At 65.7% G+C, this 16,256-nt stretch carries 16 protein-coding genes; 9 read left to right on the top strand and 7 right to left on the bottom strand.

What is annotated here, in order from left to right; all coding sequences use genetic code 11:
- Positions 1-144: 144 nt before the first annotated feature.
- Positions 145-2,025: an ABC transporter ATP-binding protein gene (locus ACCQ03_RS10955; protein ID WP_017155727.1), complete on the bottom strand. Its 1,881-nt coding sequence runs from the start codon at positions 2,023-2,025 to the stop codon at positions 145-147.
- A gap of 297 nt (positions 2,026-2,322) precedes the next feature.
- Here ACCQ03_RS10955 and ACCQ03_RS10950 point away from each other — a divergent pair, with 297 nt between their 5' ends.
- The 4 genes from ACCQ03_RS10950 to ACCQ03_RS10935 all read left to right on the top strand — a co-directional run bounded on the left by ACCQ03_RS10950 (position 2,323) and on the right by ACCQ03_RS10935 (position 5,542).
- Positions 2,323-3,840, top strand: coding sequence for a fumarate hydratase (locus ACCQ03_RS10950; protein WP_057661651.1), 1,518 nt, complete (start codon positions 2,323-2,325; stop codon positions 3,838-3,840).
- Between the two features lie 37 nt (positions 3,841-3,877).
- Entirely contained in the window at positions 3,878-3,973 is a 96-nt protein-coding gene (locus ACCQ03_RS10945) for a hypothetical protein (RefSeq protein WP_017155729.1), read from the top strand.
- 109 nt (positions 3,974-4,082) lie between these two features.
- Positions 4,083-4,718: a glutathione S-transferase family protein gene (locus ACCQ03_RS10940; RefSeq protein ID WP_057678448.1), complete on the top strand. Its 636-nt coding sequence runs from the start codon at positions 4,083-4,085 to the stop codon at positions 4,716-4,718.
- Between the two features lie 185 nt (positions 4,719-4,903).
- The gene (locus ACCQ03_RS10935; protein ID WP_017155731.1) at positions 4,904-5,542 is read left to right on the top strand and encodes a carbonic anhydrase; all 639 of its coding nucleotides are present in this window, start codon (positions 4,904-4,906) and stop codon (positions 5,540-5,542) included.
- Positions 5,543-5,933: 391 nt separating this feature from the next.
- On the opposite strand, the gene ACCQ03_RS10930 is transcribed toward ACCQ03_RS10935, so the two are convergent.
- Together ACCQ03_RS10930 and ACCQ03_RS10925 are read right to left on the bottom strand one after the other, a co-directional pair.
- Entirely contained in the window at positions 5,934-7,067 is a 1,134-nt protein-coding gene (locus ACCQ03_RS10930) for a phospholipase A (RefSeq protein ID WP_039569611.1), read from the bottom strand.
- 259 nt (positions 7,068-7,326) lie between these two features.
- A complete protein-coding gene (locus ACCQ03_RS10925) occupies positions 7,327-7,812 on the bottom strand; it encodes a DUF456 domain-containing protein (protein WP_039569613.1) in 486 nt (161 codons plus the stop codon).
- A 227-nt stretch (positions 7,813-8,039) separates the two neighbouring features.
- Here ACCQ03_RS10925 and ACCQ03_RS10920 point away from each other — a divergent pair, with 227 nt between their 5' ends.
- The gene (locus tag ACCQ03_RS10920; RefSeq protein ID WP_003483561.1) at positions 8,040-8,255 is read left to right on the top strand and encodes a cold-shock protein; all 216 of its coding nucleotides are present in this window, start codon (positions 8,040-8,042) and stop codon (positions 8,253-8,255) included.
- A gap of 137 nt (positions 8,256-8,392) precedes the next feature.
- Here the strand turns inward: ACCQ03_RS10920 and ACCQ03_RS10915 are convergent, their stop codons facing one another.
- Together ACCQ03_RS10915 and ACCQ03_RS10910 are read right to left on the bottom strand one after the other, a co-directional pair.
- On the bottom strand, positions 8,393-8,872 hold the full coding sequence (locus ACCQ03_RS10915; protein ID WP_017155734.1) for a glycine zipper 2TM domain-containing protein: 480 nt from the start codon (positions 8,870-8,872) through the stop codon (positions 8,393-8,395).
- A 132-nt stretch (positions 8,873-9,004) separates the two neighbouring features.
- Positions 9,005-9,433: a cytochrome c gene (locus ACCQ03_RS10910; protein ID WP_057678449.1), complete on the bottom strand. Its 429-nt coding sequence runs from the start codon at positions 9,431-9,433 to the stop codon at positions 9,005-9,007.
- A gap of 74 nt (positions 9,434-9,507) precedes the next feature.
- On the opposite strand from ACCQ03_RS10910, the gene ACCQ03_RS10905 reads away from it, so the two are divergent.
- A complete protein-coding gene (locus tag ACCQ03_RS10905) occupies positions 9,508-10,338 on the top strand; it encodes a tRNA threonylcarbamoyladenosine dehydratase (RefSeq protein WP_057678450.1) in 831 nt (276 codons plus the stop codon).
- A gap of 51 nt (positions 10,339-10,389) precedes the next feature.
- On the opposite strand, the gene ACCQ03_RS10900 is transcribed toward ACCQ03_RS10905, so the two are convergent.
- Positions 10,390-11,157 carry a TatD family hydrolase gene (locus tag ACCQ03_RS10900; RefSeq protein WP_209225339.1) on the bottom strand — a complete coding sequence of 256 codons (768 nt, stop codon included), beginning with the start codon at positions 11,155-11,157 and terminating at the stop codon, positions 10,390-10,392.
- A complete protein-coding gene (locus ACCQ03_RS10895) occupies positions 11,157-11,372 on the bottom strand; it encodes a DUF6116 family protein (protein ID WP_057678452.1) in 216 nt (71 codons plus the stop codon). The genes ACCQ03_RS10900 and ACCQ03_RS10895 overlap by 1 nt, the downstream gene beginning before the upstream one ends.
- A 145-nt stretch (positions 11,373-11,517) precedes the next feature.
- Between ACCQ03_RS10895 and ACCQ03_RS10890 the strand changes: the two genes are divergently transcribed.
- The 3 genes from ACCQ03_RS10890 (at position 11,518) to ACCQ03_RS10880 (ending at position 16,252) form a co-directional block, all read left to right on the top strand.
- Positions 11,518-12,309 (top strand): glycine zipper 2TM domain-containing protein, encoded by a 792-nt coding sequence (locus ACCQ03_RS10890; protein ID WP_209225337.1) that lies wholly within the window; start codon positions 11,518-11,520, stop codon positions 12,307-12,309.
- 143 nt (positions 12,310-12,452) lie between these two features.
- Positions 12,453-13,628, top strand: a complete 1,176-nt coding sequence (locus ACCQ03_RS10885) for an acyl-CoA dehydrogenase family protein (protein ID WP_162267527.1) — start codon at positions 12,453-12,455, stop codon at positions 13,626-13,628.
- An 80-nt stretch (positions 13,629-13,708) separates the two neighbouring features.
- Positions 13,709-16,252, top strand: coding sequence for a DUF3857 domain-containing protein (locus ACCQ03_RS10880; protein ID WP_209225335.1), 2,544 nt, complete (start codon positions 13,709-13,711; stop codon positions 16,250-16,252).
- Positions 16,253-16,256: the final 4 nt, after the last annotated feature.

Below are 16,256 nucleotides of genomic sequence, written 5' to 3'. Positions count from 1 at the left end.
TGGTGGGAATGGAGAATCGGGAATCGGGAATGGGGTGCAGTGCCGAACGATCTGTGCCTCTTCAGGATCCGCAGGCTCAGTACCTGTCAGCCGCAGGAGCGCCGCTTCTAACGATTCCCCATTCCCGATTCCCAAATCCCGACCTCACCGATACCCCGCCGCCTGCAATTCGAACAATTCCGCATACCGGCCGCCTTGGGCCATCAACTCGTCGTGGGTGCCGTTGGCCTCGATGCGGCCTGCGGCCAGCACCAGGATGCGGTCGGCCATGCGCACGCTGGAGAAACGGTGCGAAATCAGCACCGCGGTGCGGTTGTCCGACAGTTCCTTGAAGCGCTGGAACACCTCGAATTCGCTGCGCGCATCCAGCGCGGCGGTGGGTTCGTCCAGGATCATCAGCTGCGCATCGCGCATGTAGGCGCGAGCGATGGCGATCTTCTGCCATTGCCCGCCGGACAGATCCACGCTGTTCTTGAAGCGCCGCCCGATCAGCTGGTCGTAGCCGTCGGGCAGGCTGTCGATCAGCTCGCCTGCCATCGCGCGTTGTGCGGCGGCGCGGATACGTGGCGCGTCGTCCATCGCATCCACCTGGCCCACGCCGATGTTTTCGCCCACGCTCAGGTGATAGCGCACGAAGTCCTGGAAAATCACGCCCAGGTTGGCGCGCAGGTCGTCCAGATCGTAGTCGCGCAGATCGTGGCCATCGAGCAGGATGCGGCCTTCGTCGGGGTCGTAGAGCCGGGCCAGCAGCTTGACCAGGGTGGTCTTGCCGGCGCCGTTTTCGCCGACCAGCGCCAGCACTTCGCCGGCACGCAGTTCGAAATCCAGGTGCCGCACCGTCCATTGTTCCGCGTCCGGGTAGCGGAAGCCGACGTCTTCGAACACGAAGCCCTGGCGGATCGGGCGCGGCACCGGCAGCGCGTTCGGGCGCGAGCGGATTTCCGGCACGATGTTGAAGAACGAATACAGATCGTCCAGATACAGCGCCTGGCCTGCGACCTGCGAAAAGCCGATCAGCAAGCCTTCCAGCAACTGCCGCAGGCGCAGGAAACTGCCGGCCAGAAAGGTCAGGTCGCCGATGCTGAAATCGCCGCGCACCGTGCGCCAGGCGATGTAGCCGTAGGCCATGTAGTAGCCCAGGGTGCCGAGCGCGGCCAGCAGCGCTCCCCACATTGCGCGCTTGCGTGCCAGCGCACGGTTGGCCTGGAAGAACTTGTCGGCCAGCCGGCGGTAGCGCGCGATCAGGAAGCGGTGCAGGTTGAGGATCTTGACTTCCTTGGCCGTCTCCACGCTGGCGCCGACCTGGCGCAGGTAATCGAGCTGGCGCCGTTCCGGCGTCCACTGGAAGTTGAGCGAATAGCCCAGCGCATTGAAGTGCGCCTCGCCGATGAAGGCCGGGATCAATGCCACCGCCAGCAGCACGATCAACCACGGCGCATAGACCACCAGGCCCACCGCCAGGCTGACCACGGTGATGGCGTCCTGCACCTGGCCAAACAGCTGGCTCATCAGGTTCATGCGGTTCATGGTCTGGCGTCGCGCGCGATCCAGCTTGTCCTGCCGGTCCGGGTCTTCGAAATCCTCCAGATCCAGCTGCGCGGCGTGTTCCATCAGACGCACGCTGGCGGCGTTGTTGAACAACTCCGACAGCAGCGCATCGGCATAACCGACCAGCCGGCCGAGCAGGTCCGAGCCGATCGCCAGCGCCAGTTCCAGCGCCAGCAGTTCCAGCAGCCGGTTCAGTCGGCCGCTGCCCAGCGCCTGCGCGAACGAGTCGAATGCCTGCGGCTGGCCAACCAGATGGATCGCCTCGTCGATGATCAATTTGCCGATGTACAGCGTCGCCACCGGCATCAGCGCGCGCAGCACGCGCAAGCCGATGCTGCTGGCACTCAGCCAGCGGCTGGTCTGCCAGATCTGCTGCAGGAACGGCGGCAGATTGCGCAGCGCATCCAGGCGCTCGCGCAGGGTAGGGCCGGTACGGGGGGCGGCGGGCGCAGGAGCGCCGGAACGGGAAGCTGACATCGTATTAGTGTGCCGCGCCCGGCGTGGGCGCGGGGTGTGGGGCCAACCATAAGAAAGGGGCAGGGCCCAGGCAGGCGCGTGCTCGCCTCGCGGCGCCCAGGGCTCACCGTCGGCCGCCGCGCCGGCAACGGTCGGTGGATTGGTGGCTTGCCATCACCGCAGCACGATCGCAGCACTGCGGCGACCACCGGCGAAAGGCCGCATCGGTCAATCGCAGCGATAGACGCCGCACCCGGACGCGCCTGCGGTTTGCTCTAAAATGCCCGGATTGCACCCCCGCCAGCCGTAGAGCCAGCCGTGACCTCGATCAAGCAGGAAGACCTCATCCAGTCCGTCGCCGATGCGTTGCAGTACATCAGTTACTACCACCCGGTCGACTACATCAAGAATCTGTCCGCCGCCTACGAGCGCGAAGAGTCGCCGGCTGCCAAGGACGCCATTGCGCAGATCCTGATCAACTCGCGCATGTGCGCCGAAGGCCACCGACCGATCTGCCAGGACACCGGCATCGTCACCGTGTTCCTGGAAATCGGCATGAACGTGCGCTGGGACGACGCCACCATGGGCGTGGAAGACATGGTCAACGAGGGCGTGCGTCGCGCCTACAACCACCCCGACAACAAGCTGCGCGCCAGCGTGCTGGCCGACCCGGCCGGCAAGCGCGCCAATACCCGCGACAACACGCCGGCAGTGGTCAACACCAAGATCGTGCCCGGCGACCATGTCGAGGTGATCGTCGCGGCCAAGGGCGGCGGTTCGGAGGCCAAGAGCAAGTTCGCCATGCTCAATCCCTCCGATTCCATCGTCGATTGGGTGCTCAAGACCGTGCCGACCATGGGCGCCGGCTGGTGTCCGCCGGGCATGCTGGGCATCGGCATCGGCGGCACCGCCGAGAAGGCCATGCTGCTGGCCAAGGAAGCCTTGATGGAGCCGATCGACATCGTCGACCTGCAGGCGCGCGGCGCGGCCAACCGTGCCGAAGAACTGCGGCTTGAGCTGTATGAAAAGGTCAATGCGCTGGGCATCGGCGCGCAGGGCCTGGGTGGCCTGACCACCGTGCTGGATATCAAGGTCAAGGATTACCCGACCCATGCGGCCAACCTGCCGGTGGCGTTGATCCCCAACTGCGCCGCCACCCGCCATGCGCATTTCACCCTGGACGGCAGCGGCCCGGTGATGCTGGATCCGCCGTCGCTGGAAGACTGGCCCAAGCTCACCTACAACCCGACCAATGCGCGCCGGGTCAACCTGGACACCATCAGCAAGGAAGAAGTCGCCAGCTTCAAGCCGGGCGAGGTGATCCTGCTCAACGGCAAGCTGCTGACCGGCCGCGACGCTGCGCACAAGCGCATGATCGACATGCTCAACCGCGGCGAAACCCTGCCGGTGGACTTCACCAATCGCTTCATCTACTACGTCGGCCCGGTCGATCCGGTGCGCGACGAAGTGGTGGGCCCGGCTGGCCCCACCACCGCCACGCGCATGGACAAGTTCACCCGGCAGATGCTGGAACAGACCGGCCTGCTCGGCATGGTCGGCAAGTCCGAGCGCGGCGATGCGGCGATCGCCGCGATCCGCGACAACAAGGCCGTCTACCTGATGGCGGTCGGCGGCTCGGCGTATCTGGTGTCCAAGGCGATCAAGGCCGCGCGCGTGCTGGCGTTCGAGGATCTCGGCATGGAGGCGATCTACGAATTCGAGGTCAAGGACATGCCGGTGACGGTCGCGGTGGATTCCAGCGGCGAATCGGTGCACAAGACCGGCCCGCGCCAATGGCAGTCGCGGATCGGCAAGATTCCGGTGGTGGTGGAGTAACGGCGGCGATCGAGCCGGCCTCACTGCCGTTGCGCGGGTGTGGCCGGTGCCGGTGAGCTGCAGGCACGATGCGCGCATGCCGCATCGTGTCGAGTGCGTCGTGGTGCCGGTGCGCGCGTCGGTGCAGCAGTGATTGCACGGCACAGGTCTTCGACAGCGCGGTAAAAACAACGACAATCGCCGTGCGCCGCGCAGACGTCGCCCGCCTTGCGCGCCTGTCCCTACCGATCCCGGAGCCCCGCATGGTCGCCACGCTGTACCACTCCCCCAGTACCGCAGCGTTGGTGGTGCATTGGCTGCTGATCGAACTGGATATTCCGCACGCACTGCACCCATTGGATTTCGAACGCGGCGAGCACAAATCGCCGCAGTACCTGGCGCTCAACCCCGCCGGCGTGGTGCCCACGCTGGTGCTCGATGGCCAAGTGCTCACGGAAGCTGCAGCCATCGTGCTGCACCTGGCCGACCTGCATCCGCAGGCCGGGCTGGCCCCGGCAGTCGGCACGCCCGAGCGTGCGGCGTACTACAAGTGGATGTTCTTCTGCGCCAACACCCTGCAGCCGGCGTACCGCGCCTGGTTCTACCCGAGCGAGCCGGCCGGGGCCGGGCAGGCCGAGGCGGCGCAGATGCACGCCCGCCGCAAGCTCGAAGCGGCCTGGGCCCAGGTCGATGCGCATCTGCAGGCCCACGGCCCATATCTGCTCGGGAAAACCGTGTCGGCAGCCGACTTCATGTTGACCATGCTGATGCGCTGGTCGCGCAACATGCCGCGGCCGACCGATACCTGGCCTGCGCTGCAGGCGCACGCAATGCGGATGAAGGCGCGCCCGGCGTTTCAGGAAACCTATCGCCGGGAGGGCCTGACGGACTGGACCTGAACCTGCGTCCGCGGACCGCGCCTTTTGATCGCAATCTCCATCCGCCCGTTTGGTCGCGTCCGCCACATAGTACGATCGCGACACCAACCACAGAGCAGGGGGCCTCGTCCATGTCGCATTCCGCATCGCGTCGAAAATTGCTTCAGTGCGCGTGTTGCGCGCCGATCGCGGCTGCTGCCGCGTCCGTGCCGTTCGCCTTGCGCGCGGCGCCGTCCAAGAAAACCGATTTGAATGCCGAGCAGGCGCTGCAGATTCTGCGTGACGGCAACAACGCATTCGTCGAAAACCGCCCCAAGAAAGTGATCTCCGACAGCAAGCGCCGCCTGGAGCTTGCGCTGGGCCAGACCCCGTTCGTCATCCTGGTGTCGTGCTCGGATTCGCGCGTGCCACCGGAACTCCTGTTCGGCCGCGGCCTAGGCGAAATGTTCATCGTGCGCAACGCCGGCAATACCGTCGACACCACCGCGCTCGGTTCGATCGAATATGCAGTCAGCCAGCTCGGCGTGCCGCTGGTGGTGGTGATGGGCCACGAAAGCTGCGGTGCGGTGGCCGCGGCAGTGTCGGTCGTGGAGAACAACACGTTCTTCCCTGGCGCAATCGGCGCGATGATCGAGCCGATCGTTCCGGCGGTGCTGACCGCCAAGGCCAAGGGCGGTACCAACCTGCTGGCCGACTCGGTCAAGGCCAACGTCAAGCGTACTGTCGACCGCTTGCGCGCGGCATCCGAACCTGCACTGCTCGAACCATTGCGCGCCGGCAATGTGCGCGTGGTCGGTGCGTACTACACCTTGCAGGACGGCAAGGTGGACTTCTTCGACGTCTGAGTCGAGCACAGGCACGCCTCGGCCAGCGCGACATGCGTTGGTCCGCGGGCAATGTCTTTCCGCATGGGTGTGCAGAAGAAAAAGGCCGACATGCGCACATGCCGGCCTGCGATTGATCAACTCGGTGCAGTTCGCCGTTTGACTGCCTTGCACGATGCGCCGGCCCGTGTGCCGGCGATCATCGGCAGCAGCGCTTGTCGTGAGCACCCTGCAACACCATTGGGCGCGGCCAGGGCGATCAAACGACGTCGCCGGCAATGCGGATGGCGCGTAGGGCTCGCAACGCTGAAGCAGTACATGCGGCGCGTAGGGCTCGCAACGCTGAAGCAGTACATGCCGAACACCGGCTGCTGCCGCCTTGCGGCGAACGCAGCCGGTTTGCGCGCGGTGCCTAGAACCACTCCAGCAATGACACGCCCACACCGATGTAGGTTGCCTTGTGGTTGTAGTCGATCATGCTTTCGCCGTAGCCATCGAACACCTGTACATGGCCGCGCAACAGGTTGGTGATGGGGAAGCCGTAATCCAGCTGCACCGAGCCGTGCGAGCGGTCGCCGCCACGCAGCGAGTGGCGTGCGATCAGCGCCAATTCGTGGCCGTCCTTGTTGTACACCAGCGTGGCATCGCCGCGGCCCATGTAATCCTCGATATCGGGATTGTTGTCGTCGGCGCGGTCTTCCTTGATACGGAACCACGGGCGCAGCGTCAGCGCCCAGTTCTCGCGATCCAGCCCGAAATTCAGGATCACCCGATTCCACGAACGCGACAGCGGGTCGGCACGCCCATTGGACATGTGATTGAGGCTGATGCCGCTCATGCGGCCCTTCCAGCCGAAGATGCTGTAGTTGTTGCGAAAGACCAGCATCGCTTCGGGCTCGTAGTTGGTCTCGCGGAACGGGCGCGACGCATCGGCGTTGTAGGCCTGCCAGCGCGAGCTCTGGGTGTAGCCCATCCAGATATCGCCGTTGTCGCCGAACAGGTCTTCCACCACCTTGGTCTTGAAGCTGAGCTGGAACTTGAGCTCGGTGCTGTCCAGCTGCTGCGGTGTGTCGAGCGAGTTGGCCGGATTCGGCGACTGCGGAGTGCGGTTGGTGTCGCTGGTCCAGAACGCCGGCAACAGGTACACCGGCTTGTAGCCGCGCAGCTGGAAGGTGCCCAGCTTGGAGTCCTTGGCCAGTTCCCATCGTCGGTCCAGCAAGGAGCCGCGGCCGGCATTGGCCACGGCTTCTTCTTTCGGTTGGTCCTGGCCGTCGGCGCGGAAGAAATCGCCGACCCGGCTGATGGTGCGCGTATCGTCGGGCTTGGCGTCCTTCTGCTTGGCCAGTTGCGCTGCGGCATCTGCCTCTGCGGTTTGCTGCGGCGTGTAGCCCAGCGCCTTGTCGTAACAGGCCAGGCGAGCGGCATCGGAGGTCACCGAGGTGCAGGCTTGCGGCGAGGCCGGCTGCGGTGCGATTTCCTGCGCATGTGCCACTGGCGCGGCGGCCAGTGCGATCAGCATCAGGGGGCGGGTGTGGTGCTTGGACATGGGCGGTCTGGCCAAAGTGAAGGCGCCAGGCAGGCGCAGAGATACCCAGCTTAACGGTCGCGTCTGCATACGCAGTGTGTACACGACGGCATAACATTCGGTTGAATTGCGTCGCCCCAGCAGCTGCCTGCAACGTGTTGCCGAAGGCCGGTATGCGCATGGAGTGTCCCCGCCACGCGTCAGTCGAGTGAGCGCAGGTGGCTGTTACGCGCCTCCCGGACAAGACGCGCGTACACCGCCGTCGAGCCGTTGCAAAGCCCTAGAAAAACCAGCCGATGGCGAACACACCCAACATGCACAGGCCAAGCGCCAGCTTGGTGGCGGTGCCGAGCATGATGCCCACCCAGGTACCGAGACCGACCTTGGTGGCCTGGCCGGATTTGCGTGTCTGGTAGTACTCGCCGAGCCAGGCGCCAGCGAACGGGCCGACGAACAGCCCGATCGGCAGGAAGAAAATGCCTGCAATGCCCCCGATGACCGAACCCCACAATGCCATCTTGCTGGCACCTACCCGCTGCGCCCCGTACAGCGTGGCCAGGAAGTCGACCAGATACGACAGCGCGGTGATCACCCCCAGCACGACCAGCGTCACCCAGCCGATGTGGGTGAAATCGTCGGCCCAAGCGGCAACCAGCAGGCCGGCAAACACCAGCGGCAGTCCCGGCAGGGCCGGCAGGATGACGCCAGCCAGGCCGATCAGCACGAGCGCCGTGGCCAGGACGTAGTAGACGACGACGGTATCCATGATGGTTACACAGGTCCTAATTCAGGCTTGACAAAAAGGCGCAAGGGGTGCTTGAAAATTCATTTTGTGCGGGTTAAGTTGCAGCCGCTGCTGTTTGCAAAGGTCACCGTGAATCGTGGCCTGATGCGGTAGATCGCCTGATCCGCTACATCCTTGTACCTCGCTTCCTCCTTGCAATCACAGCCACCACCGCTCGTCCATCACAGTGTCGTAGGGAGTCAGTCGAGATGTCCAACATCGAACGCGAAAATGGTGTCGTGAAGTGGTTCAACGATGCCAAGGGCTTTGGGTTCATCAGCCGCGAAAATGGCGAAGACGTCTTCGTGCATTTCCGCGCGATCCAGATCCAGGGCTTCAAGAGTCTCAAGGAAGGTCAGAAGGTCAGCTTCACGGTCGTGCAAGGCCAGAAGGGCCTGCAGGCCGATGCAGTGCAGGTGGTCTGAGCCGCTGCGCGGAGCGCATCAGCCACGCAACAAAAATGCCCGTCACCGGGCCTTTTTGTTGTTTGCAACGGTGTCGTTCGCGGCGCCTGCCAACTGGCGACGCAGCGGCAGGGCATAGGCCCCGCCGGGCGGAAGGATCAGCGCAGCACGACCTTGCCGTTGACCACGCGCACGTACGCGTTCTCTCGCACGCCAGCCAGGTCGCGCTGGTTGACCACGATCACGCGGCCGTCGTCCATGCGCACCTGCACGTCGAAGCTGGCGCTGGTGACGTTGTTCTGGATGGCGTTGCCTGCCAGCGCGCCGGCAGCGGCGCCGGCCACGGCCGACACGTTCTTGTTGCCCGTACTGCCGCCGGTCTCCTTGGAAATCTGGCGGCCGGCCACCGCGCCCACGATGCCGCCCAGCACGGCGCCAGTGCCGGTCGGCGCGGTGCGGGTGGGGCCGACTTCATCGATCCGGGTCACGATGCCGCAGTCCACGCAGCGCTGCGGTTGCGAGTAGCCCTGGTCATAACCGCGGTCGCCGCGATAGCTGCCGTATTGGGGTTGGGAGGTGGCGCAGCCAACCAGGGTTGCGGTTGCAGCCAGGCCAATGACGAGCAGTCGGGTCTTCATGAAATCTCTCCGGGGTGGTTCGAAAAGGCGGCCGGGGCCGCGGCGACGTCATCCTGTGATGGTCCAGGTGAACGGCCTGCCAACTACGACACTGCAGGCTTAACGAAACCCGAGCGTCGTATTCATCAAAGCTCAGCGAAAGTCGCGGTGGCAGGCCTCGCAGGCATCGGAGATGCGGGAGTGGAGTTCGCCCAGCTGACTGCAATCGCTCGGCGTCACGCGCGCGGCCTGGTCCAGCACGGCACGCAATGCCTGCGCGTGCTCGCTGAAGCGACGATCCTCGCCAATCGCAGGGAAGGCCGGCTCGACTTCGTCGGCCAGCAGGCGCAGCGATTGCAGCCGTCGCTGTTGCTGCATCGGCGTGCAGGTGGCGCCTGCGTCCGGTCGCAATGCGCGTAACTGGTAGGCCATGATCTGCATCAGGCTATCGGGCACCGGGTCGCGTCGTGACCGGAGTGCGTTGGCCACCATGACCGTGGCGACCAGGCCGATCAGCAGGCCCAGCACCAGCATGAAGGCGTAGCGGGCGGCGCGTGATTGGGTGGGAGGCGGGGCGTGCATGCGATGGCTCCTGGGACGCAACGTTCGTTGCGGCAGCGTGGGCGCGCCCTGGGCGGGGCGCGTAAAATACGCCGATGAAAGCACAATGGCGTGAACGCTTTGCCGGTATCGACCGGCTGTATGGGGTCGGCACGGTCGAGCGCTTGTCGGCGTGCCGCGTGGCGGTGGTCGGCATGGGTGGGGTGGGCTCGTGGGTGGTCGAGGCGCTGGCACGCACCGGGGTGGGGCACATCCGCCTGATCGATGCCGACGACCTGTGCGTGTCCAACACCAACCGGCAGCTGCCGGCGCTGGCCGGGCAATACGGGCGCAACAAGGCGCGTGCGATGGCCGAGCGCTGCGTGGCGATCAACCCTGACATCGAAGCCGACGCGGTCGAGGCTTTCCTGACCTCGGGCAATATCGACAGCTTGCTGGGTGAGGGCTTCGACCTGGTGATCGATGCCTGCGACAGCTTTCGGGTCAAGGTGGAAACCATCGCCTGGTGCCGCCGGCGCAAGTTGCCGCTGTTGACCGTTGGCGCGGCGGGCGGGCGCACCGACCCGACGCTGGTGCGCGTGCGCGATGTCTCGCGCACCGAGCACGATGCGATGCTGGCGCTGATCCGCAAGAAGCTGCGCAGCGAATTCAATTTTCCCAAGAACCCGCAGCGCTACTTCGGCGTGCCCGCGGTGTATTCGCTGGAAAACGTCAAATACCCGCAGGCCGATGGCAGCGTTTGCGGCATCCGCCCGCAGCTCGATGCCGATGCCACGCTCAAGCTGGATTGCGGTGCAGGGCTGGGTGCGGCCACGCATATCACCGGTACCTTTGCATTCGTGGCCGTGGGCAAGGCGTTGGACATGTTGCTCAAGCCCAAGGCCGCGGCAGCGACGCCGGCGGCCGAGGCGGTTGCGGCGTCGTGATGTGGCCTGCGCGCTGTCGTGCTGGCCGTGCGCGCTGATACGCACGCTGCGCTAGTGCGGTAGGCCGAACAGGCTGCGTGCGTTGGCCGATGTCTGCGCAGCAATGTGCGCAGGGTCTTGCCCGCGGAGCTGGGCGATGCAGTCCAATACCGTGCGCAGATACGCCGGCTCGTTGCGTTGGCCGCGGTTGCCGGCGTCGGGCTGATCCGGCGCATCGGTTTCCAGCAGCAGGTGCTGCAGCGGCATGCTGGCCACCAGCCCGCGCAAGCGATTGGCACGCGGGTAGGTCACCGGGCCGCCCAGGCCGATCATGAAATCCAGTTTCCACAACTGCTGCGCCTGCTCGGGGCTGCCGGCAAAGCTGTGCACCACGCCGCGCAGGCCACCTGTCGCCTTGATGCGGGCGATGACTTCCTCGGTGGCGCGGCGGGCATGCACGATCAATGGCAGGTCGAAGCGCTTGGCCAGCTGCAGCTGAGCATCGAAATAGGCGCGTTGCGCCTGCGCATCCAGTCCGTCGACGAAGAAGTCCAGGCCGCATTCGCCGATCGCGCAGGGCCGCTCGCGTTCGATCCACTCGGCCAGCAGCTCCAGGTGTTCGGGGCGGTGTTGGTCCAGAAACAGCGGATGCAGGCCATAAGCGGGGTAGAGGCCAGGTGCCTGATCGCAGACCGCACGCAGGCCCGGCCAGCTGGCGGCGGTGATCGCCGGGACCACTTGTTGCATGACGCCCGCGGCGCGGGCGCGCGCGACCACCGCCGCGCGGTCGTGGTCGAACTCGCCTGCATCCAGATGGCAATGGCTGTCGATCAGCTGCATCAGTCGCGGCGCACCGGTTCCGGCGCGGGCGCCTTGCGGGTTTTCCAATTGGCCAGCAGCAGCGTGGTCAGGCCGAACAGCAATTCGTCCAGAAACGGGATCGGGTCCGGCATCACCACGTCGATCAGAAACAGCGCGGCGGCCAGCTTGAACAAGGTGGGATAGCGCAGCGTGCTGGCCCAATCCAGCGCGCGTGCGGTCAAGGGATTTCGCATGCGAATGTTCCGGCTGTTAGAGATGCATGAAGTAACCGCTAGCTGAACTTAACCGCCGTGTTCATGAGCGAGCGCCTTTTCGTTCAGGGTTCCCATGCTGGAATCACGGCCGTCAACAACGCGGTGCGTCCGCAGGGAGCTGGTGATGAAGAGCAATACGACAACTATACTGGTCGCTGCTGGTGCCTTGCTGGTCGGAGGTGCCGCCACTGCCGCTTTCATGAATAACCGCCCATCGTCTGGCGATTTTGTCGCCAACGGCCAGCCGGCGCCGCGCGGCCTGGAATATGCCGATGTGGTCAAGGTTGCCCCCATCACCCAACGCGAGCCGCAGTATGCGCAGATGATCAACAGCAACGCCGTCCGCGAGACCACCACCAGCACGTCGCCACGTGAAGTGTGCCGCGATGTCGTGGTGCAGGAGCGTCTGCCCGAGCGCGACGGTAACGTCGGCGGCACCGTGGCCGGTGCGGTCATCGGCGGCCTGATCGGCAACCAGGTGGGTGGCGGCAACGGCCGCAAGCTGGCGACCGCCGCAGGTGCGGTGGGCGGCGGCTTCATCGGTAACCGCGTCGACCGAAACCACGTCGGCGGCCGGGTCGTCGATCGCACCGAGCGTCAGTGCCATACCGAAAATGCCAACTCCTCGTCTTCGCGCGTGGTCGGCTACGACGTGACCTATCGCAATGCCGATGGCACCACCGGCACCATGCGCATGGACAGCAAGCCGGGCGAGCGCATCTCGCTGGGCGACGCCGACAACGTGGTGGCTTATGACGTCACCTACCGCTACGACGGGTTCGAAAAGACCGTGCGCATGAACGACAAGCCCACCGGCGACCGTCTGCCGGTGGTCGATGGCCAGCTGGTGACCCAGATGGCATCGACGGCGGTCGACTCCAACGTGCGCCAGGACGGTTTGAGCACCCGGCAGTAACGGGCCAGCCGCAGCGACACGCAGTCGATGCAGTCGTTGGAAAAGAGCCGGCATTGCCGGCTCTTTTCGTTAGCGCCAGGGCCGGACTGGTGCTCTGCCATGTTGGGGCGGCAACTGGCGGATAATCGCGCTTTCAGCTTGCGATGGAAGCCAACATGCCGGTGCGCCCCGATGACCTGTTCGACGTATGCGCGCTGCTCACCGACGAAGAGCGGGCGGTGCAGGATGCGGTCGCGCGCTTTACCGATACGCGGGTGGTGCCGGCGATCGGCGATGCCTTCGATGCCGGACGCTTTCCGCGCGAGTGGATTCCGGAACTGGCGGAACTGGGGCTGCTGGGCGCCAGCCTGCCGGTGCGCGAGGGCGGTGCGGGCCTGGGCGCGGTGTCCTACGGATTGATCTGCCAGGAACTGGAGCGCGGCGACAGCGGCCTGCGCAGCTTCGTCAGCGTGCAGTCGTCGTTGTGCATGTACCCCATCCATGCCTACGGTAGCGACGAACAGCGGCTGCGCTGGCTGCCGGAAATGGCGGCCGGCCGGGTCATCGGCTGTTTCGGCCTCAGCGAGGCGCAGGGCGGGTCGGACCCGGCCGCGATGACGACCCGCGCGGTGCGCGAGGGCGATGGCTGGCGCTTGAACGGCGCCAAGCTGTGGATCACCAACGGCAGCATTGCGGGGCTGGCGATTATCTGGGCGCATACCGACGATGGCGTGCGCGGCTTTCTGGTCGAAACCGACAGCGCCGGTTTCAGCGCGCAGGACATCAGCCACAAGATGAGCCTGCGTGCGTCGGTCACCTCGGGACTGTTCCTGGACAATGTGTTCGTGCCCGAGCAGATGCGGTTGCCGCGGGCGGCCGGTTTGAAGGCGCCGCTGAGTTGCCTCAACCAGGCGCGCTACGGCATTGCCTGGGGCGCGATCGGCGCGGCAGTGGCCTGCCTGCGCGAGGCGCTGGCCTATGCCGGCGAGCGCATCCTGTTCGGCCGACCGCTGGCCGCCACGCAAAGCGCGCAGATCAAACTGGCCGACATGGCGCGGCGGATTTCCACCGCCCAGCTGCTCGCGTTGCAGCTCGGGCGTTTGAAGGAGGCCGGGACGCTGCAGCCGGAGCAGATCTCGCTGGCAAAATGGAATAATTGCCGCATGGCGCTGGATGTGGCGCGCCAATGCCGCGACCTGCTGGGCGCGGCCGGCATCACCACCGAGCATGTGGCGATCCGGCATGCGCTGAACCTGGAATCGGTGATCACCTACGAAGGCACCGAAACCGTGCATCAGCTGGTAGTGGGACGTGCGCTGACAGGACTCAATGCGTTTTGACGAGGAGTGGGGGCTTGATCGGCAAGGATGTGAGGCGACGCCTGCGCGGCGTTTTCTGGACCGTTTGTTCGCTCGCGGGCATGGCAATCGCGCCAGCGCGGGCCAACGAGGCGCCACGCATGGCGCCGACGCCGACGTGGGTGGTGGCCGACGCCGTGCCCGAGAATGTGCCTGGCGCCACCGGGCTGCGCTATGAGCTGGTGTCCGACCAGGTCGATCTGACCGGCCGCGCGCCGCAGGCCTACCGCCGGCTTAGCTACACCGTGCAGCGCGCCAAAAGCCTGGAGGAAGCCGGGCAGATTTCCATCGACTACCAGCCGCAGTACCAGCAGCTGGAGCTCAACAGCCTGGATGTCTGGCGCGCCGGCAAGCGGATCGATATGCGCAGCCAGGCGCATTACGCCAAATTGCGGCGCGAGAGCGGCCTGGAGAATGGGTTGATCGATGGCGCGCTGACGCTGTCGATCACCTTGCCGGATCTGCGCGTGGGTGACCGTGTCGACTATGGCGTGACCATCAGCGGCAGCAATCCGGTATTCGGCAAAGGCTATTACGACGTGTTCGAAGCGCGCTACGGCGTGCCGCTGGGTGAACGCCGGGTGCGGGTGCGCTATCCCGCCCAGTTGCCGCTGCAGTGGCGCATCAGCGCGCCGGGGTTCGGCCGGAACGTGCGCACGCTCGATGGGGTGACGCAGTTGGACATCGGCGCCAGCAACATTGCAGCGGTGCAGGAAGAAAAAGACGCGCCGGACGATGTGGACCCGTATGGCGTGATCGAAGTCTCCACCGCCGGCAGTTGGGGGGCGGTGGCGGCCTGGGCGGCGCAGCTGTATCCGCGTGCATTCGAGCAGCCGCAGGTGGCCGCCAAGATGGCGCAGAGCCTGATGTTGCGCAGCGACGACCCGCAAGGTGCGTTGCTGCGCGCCGTGGCGTTCGTGCAGGGCGAGATCCGTTACGTCGGCCTGGATATGGGCGAAAACTCGCACGCCCCGCACGCGCCCGAAGTGACGCTGCGCAACCGCTACGGCGATTGCAAGGACAAGGCGACGCTGCTGATCGCACTGCTGCAGCTGGCCGGCATCCGCGCCGAGCCGGTGCTGGTCAGCAGCGACAAAGGGCATGGGCTGGAAAAGCGGTTGCCCAGTCCGTACGCCTTCGATCATGTGGTGGTGCGTGCGCATCTGCCGCAGGGCGAGGTGTGGGTGGATGCCACGCGCGATCGCGAAGAGGGTCCGTTGGCACAGCGTCGGCCGCTGCCGTTCGTGCGCGGATTGCCCGTGATTGCGGGGCAGGACACATTGGTTGACGTGCCTGCGCCGATGCCTGCGTTGCCGCAGATCGAAGTGAATGAAGAAATTTCCATTTCGCTGCGCAAGCCGCAGCGCTGGGCAAGCTTCACGGTGGACACCATGTATCGCCAGGGCCGCGGCGAGCGTGTCGCCAGCAGCTTCGACGACGATGGTGCGCAGACGGTGGGCGAGCACTATCTGGAATTCATGCAGCAGTACTACACCGCGCTCACCCAGGTGCGCGTGCCGAGCATCGACGCTGCCGATCCGCTCAATGTGCGCACGCACGAGGCCTACCGGCTGGAGTGGTCAGCCGAGGAGGGCGATGAGCTGGGCTTCCCGTTGTTCCAGCTTGGCGAGTGGATGGATGCGTTACCGAAAGAGGCGCGCAAGAGTCCGCTGGCGCTGGGCGGCCCGCGGCTGGCGCGGCAGACCGTGCGCGTGCACGGCGACCCGGCGATCCAGGTGGAAGCAGACACGCAAGTGGTCGCCAATCCGTGGTTCCGCTTCTCGCGCAGCATTGCGATGCGCGAGGGAAAAATGGTCATCGTGGGCGAATGGCAGCGCTTCACCGACCGTATTCCGGCCAACGGCGTGGCGCGCGCGGCTGCCGACATGGAACGCGCGCGCGACCTGTTGTACTTCAATCACGATCTCACGCCAAAGCGGCGCACCCAGCCGCCCGACTGGCGTGCGCTCGGCTATCCGCTGGCCGGCTTGGTGGCCCTGGTGGTGTTGCTAGTGGCCTGCTTTTTCTGGTGGCGCGGCGGTGGCCTGGGCGGAATCATGTTCGATCCCTATGCCACGGTGACGCGGATGCCGCAGCACGCTCGGTTGCGCTGGAGCGCCTGGGCGGTGTTTGCGGCGACCACGCTGCTGTCGGCGTGGGTGTGGCTGCACGCACTGCCGCTATGGGCCAAGGCCGGTGGTGTCATTGTCGTGGTTGCAATCGCCTTGCTGGGAGGCGTGCTGCTCAAGCAGATCCTGCGTTGGATGGGCAGCGGAGCCCCACTTGGGCAGGTGTTGCCGGCAATGGCCGGCTGCGCCTTGCCGTGGCTGGTATGCCTGTTGGCGGCCGTGGTCGCGCTCAAGGGCCAGGTTGCATTGCTGCGCACCGGCGCGACCGATCCGGCCGGCATGGCGCAGCTGGCGACATGCATCTTGCTGCTGATGCTGGGGGCGCTGTGGTGGTCGGTCTGCTCGGTGCAGGCCGCGGCCGCCGCTGCCGGCTGCGCGCGCACGCGTGCGTTCGGCGCCTGGGCGCTGACGGTGGCGGCGTTGGGCATCCTGATGGCGGTGTTGAGCGTGCCGGTGGCGGTGGTGGCCTTGGCCTGACGCA

Origin of the sequence: Xanthomonas sp. NCPPB 3569 (genome assembly GCF_041475645.2) — a bacterium.
GTDB lineage: Bacteria > Pseudomonadota > Gammaproteobacteria > Xanthomonadales > Xanthomonadaceae > Xanthomonas > Xanthomonas phaseoli.
Note: the sequence above shows the minus strand (reverse complement) of the source record. Positions and strands in the feature narration are given on the sequence as shown.

What these genes read in the sequence shown, in the direction of transcription:
- ACCQ03_RS10955 (WP_017155727.1), bottom strand. Translation starts at nt 2,025, where the DNA reads ATGTCAGCTTCCCGTTCCGGCGCTCCTGCGCCCGCCGCCCCCCGTACC.
- ACCQ03_RS10940 (WP_057678448.1), top strand. Translation starts at nt 4,083, where the DNA reads ATGGTCGCCACGCTGTACCACTCCCCCAGTACCGCAGCGTTGGTGGTG.
- ACCQ03_RS10930 (WP_039569611.1), bottom strand. Translation starts at nt 7,067, where the DNA reads ATGTCCAAGCACCACACCCGCCCCCTGATGCTGATCGCACTGGCCGCC.
- ACCQ03_RS10925 (WP_039569613.1), bottom strand. Translation starts at nt 7,812, where the DNA reads ATGGATACCGTCGTCGTCTACTACGTCCTGGCCACGGCGCTCGTGCTG.
- ACCQ03_RS10920 (WP_003483561.1), top strand. Translation starts at nt 8,040, where the DNA reads ATGTCCAACATCGAACGCGAAAATGGTGTCGTGAAGTGGTTCAACGAT.
- ACCQ03_RS10915 (WP_017155734.1), bottom strand. Translation starts at nt 8,872, where the DNA reads ATGAAGACCCGACTGCTCGTCATTGGCCTGGCTGCAACCGCAACCCTG.
- ACCQ03_RS10910 (WP_057678449.1), bottom strand. Translation starts at nt 9,433, where the DNA reads ATGCACGCCCCGCCTCCCACCCAATCACGCGCCGCCCGCTACGCCTTC.
- ACCQ03_RS10905 (WP_057678450.1), top strand. Translation starts at nt 9,508, where the DNA reads ATGAAAGCACAATGGCGTGAACGCTTTGCCGGTATCGACCGGCTGTAT.
- ACCQ03_RS10900 (WP_209225339.1), bottom strand. Translation starts at nt 11,157, where the DNA reads ATGCAGCTGATCGACAGCCATTGCCATCTGGATGCAGGCGAGTTCGAC.
- ACCQ03_RS10895 (WP_057678452.1), bottom strand. Translation starts at nt 11,372, where the DNA reads ATGCGAAATCCCTTGACCGCACGCGCGCTGGATTGGGCCAGCACGCTG.
- ACCQ03_RS10890 (WP_209225337.1), top strand. Translation starts at nt 11,518, where the DNA reads ATGAAGAGCAATACGACAACTATACTGGTCGCTGCTGGTGCCTTGCTG.
- ACCQ03_RS10885 (WP_162267527.1), top strand. Translation starts at nt 12,453, where the DNA reads ATGGAAGCCAACATGCCGGTGCGCCCCGATGACCTGTTCGACGTATGC.
- ACCQ03_RS10880 (WP_209225335.1), top strand. Translation starts at nt 13,709, where the DNA reads ATGGCAATCGCGCCAGCGCGGGCCAACGAGGCGCCACGCATGGCGCCG.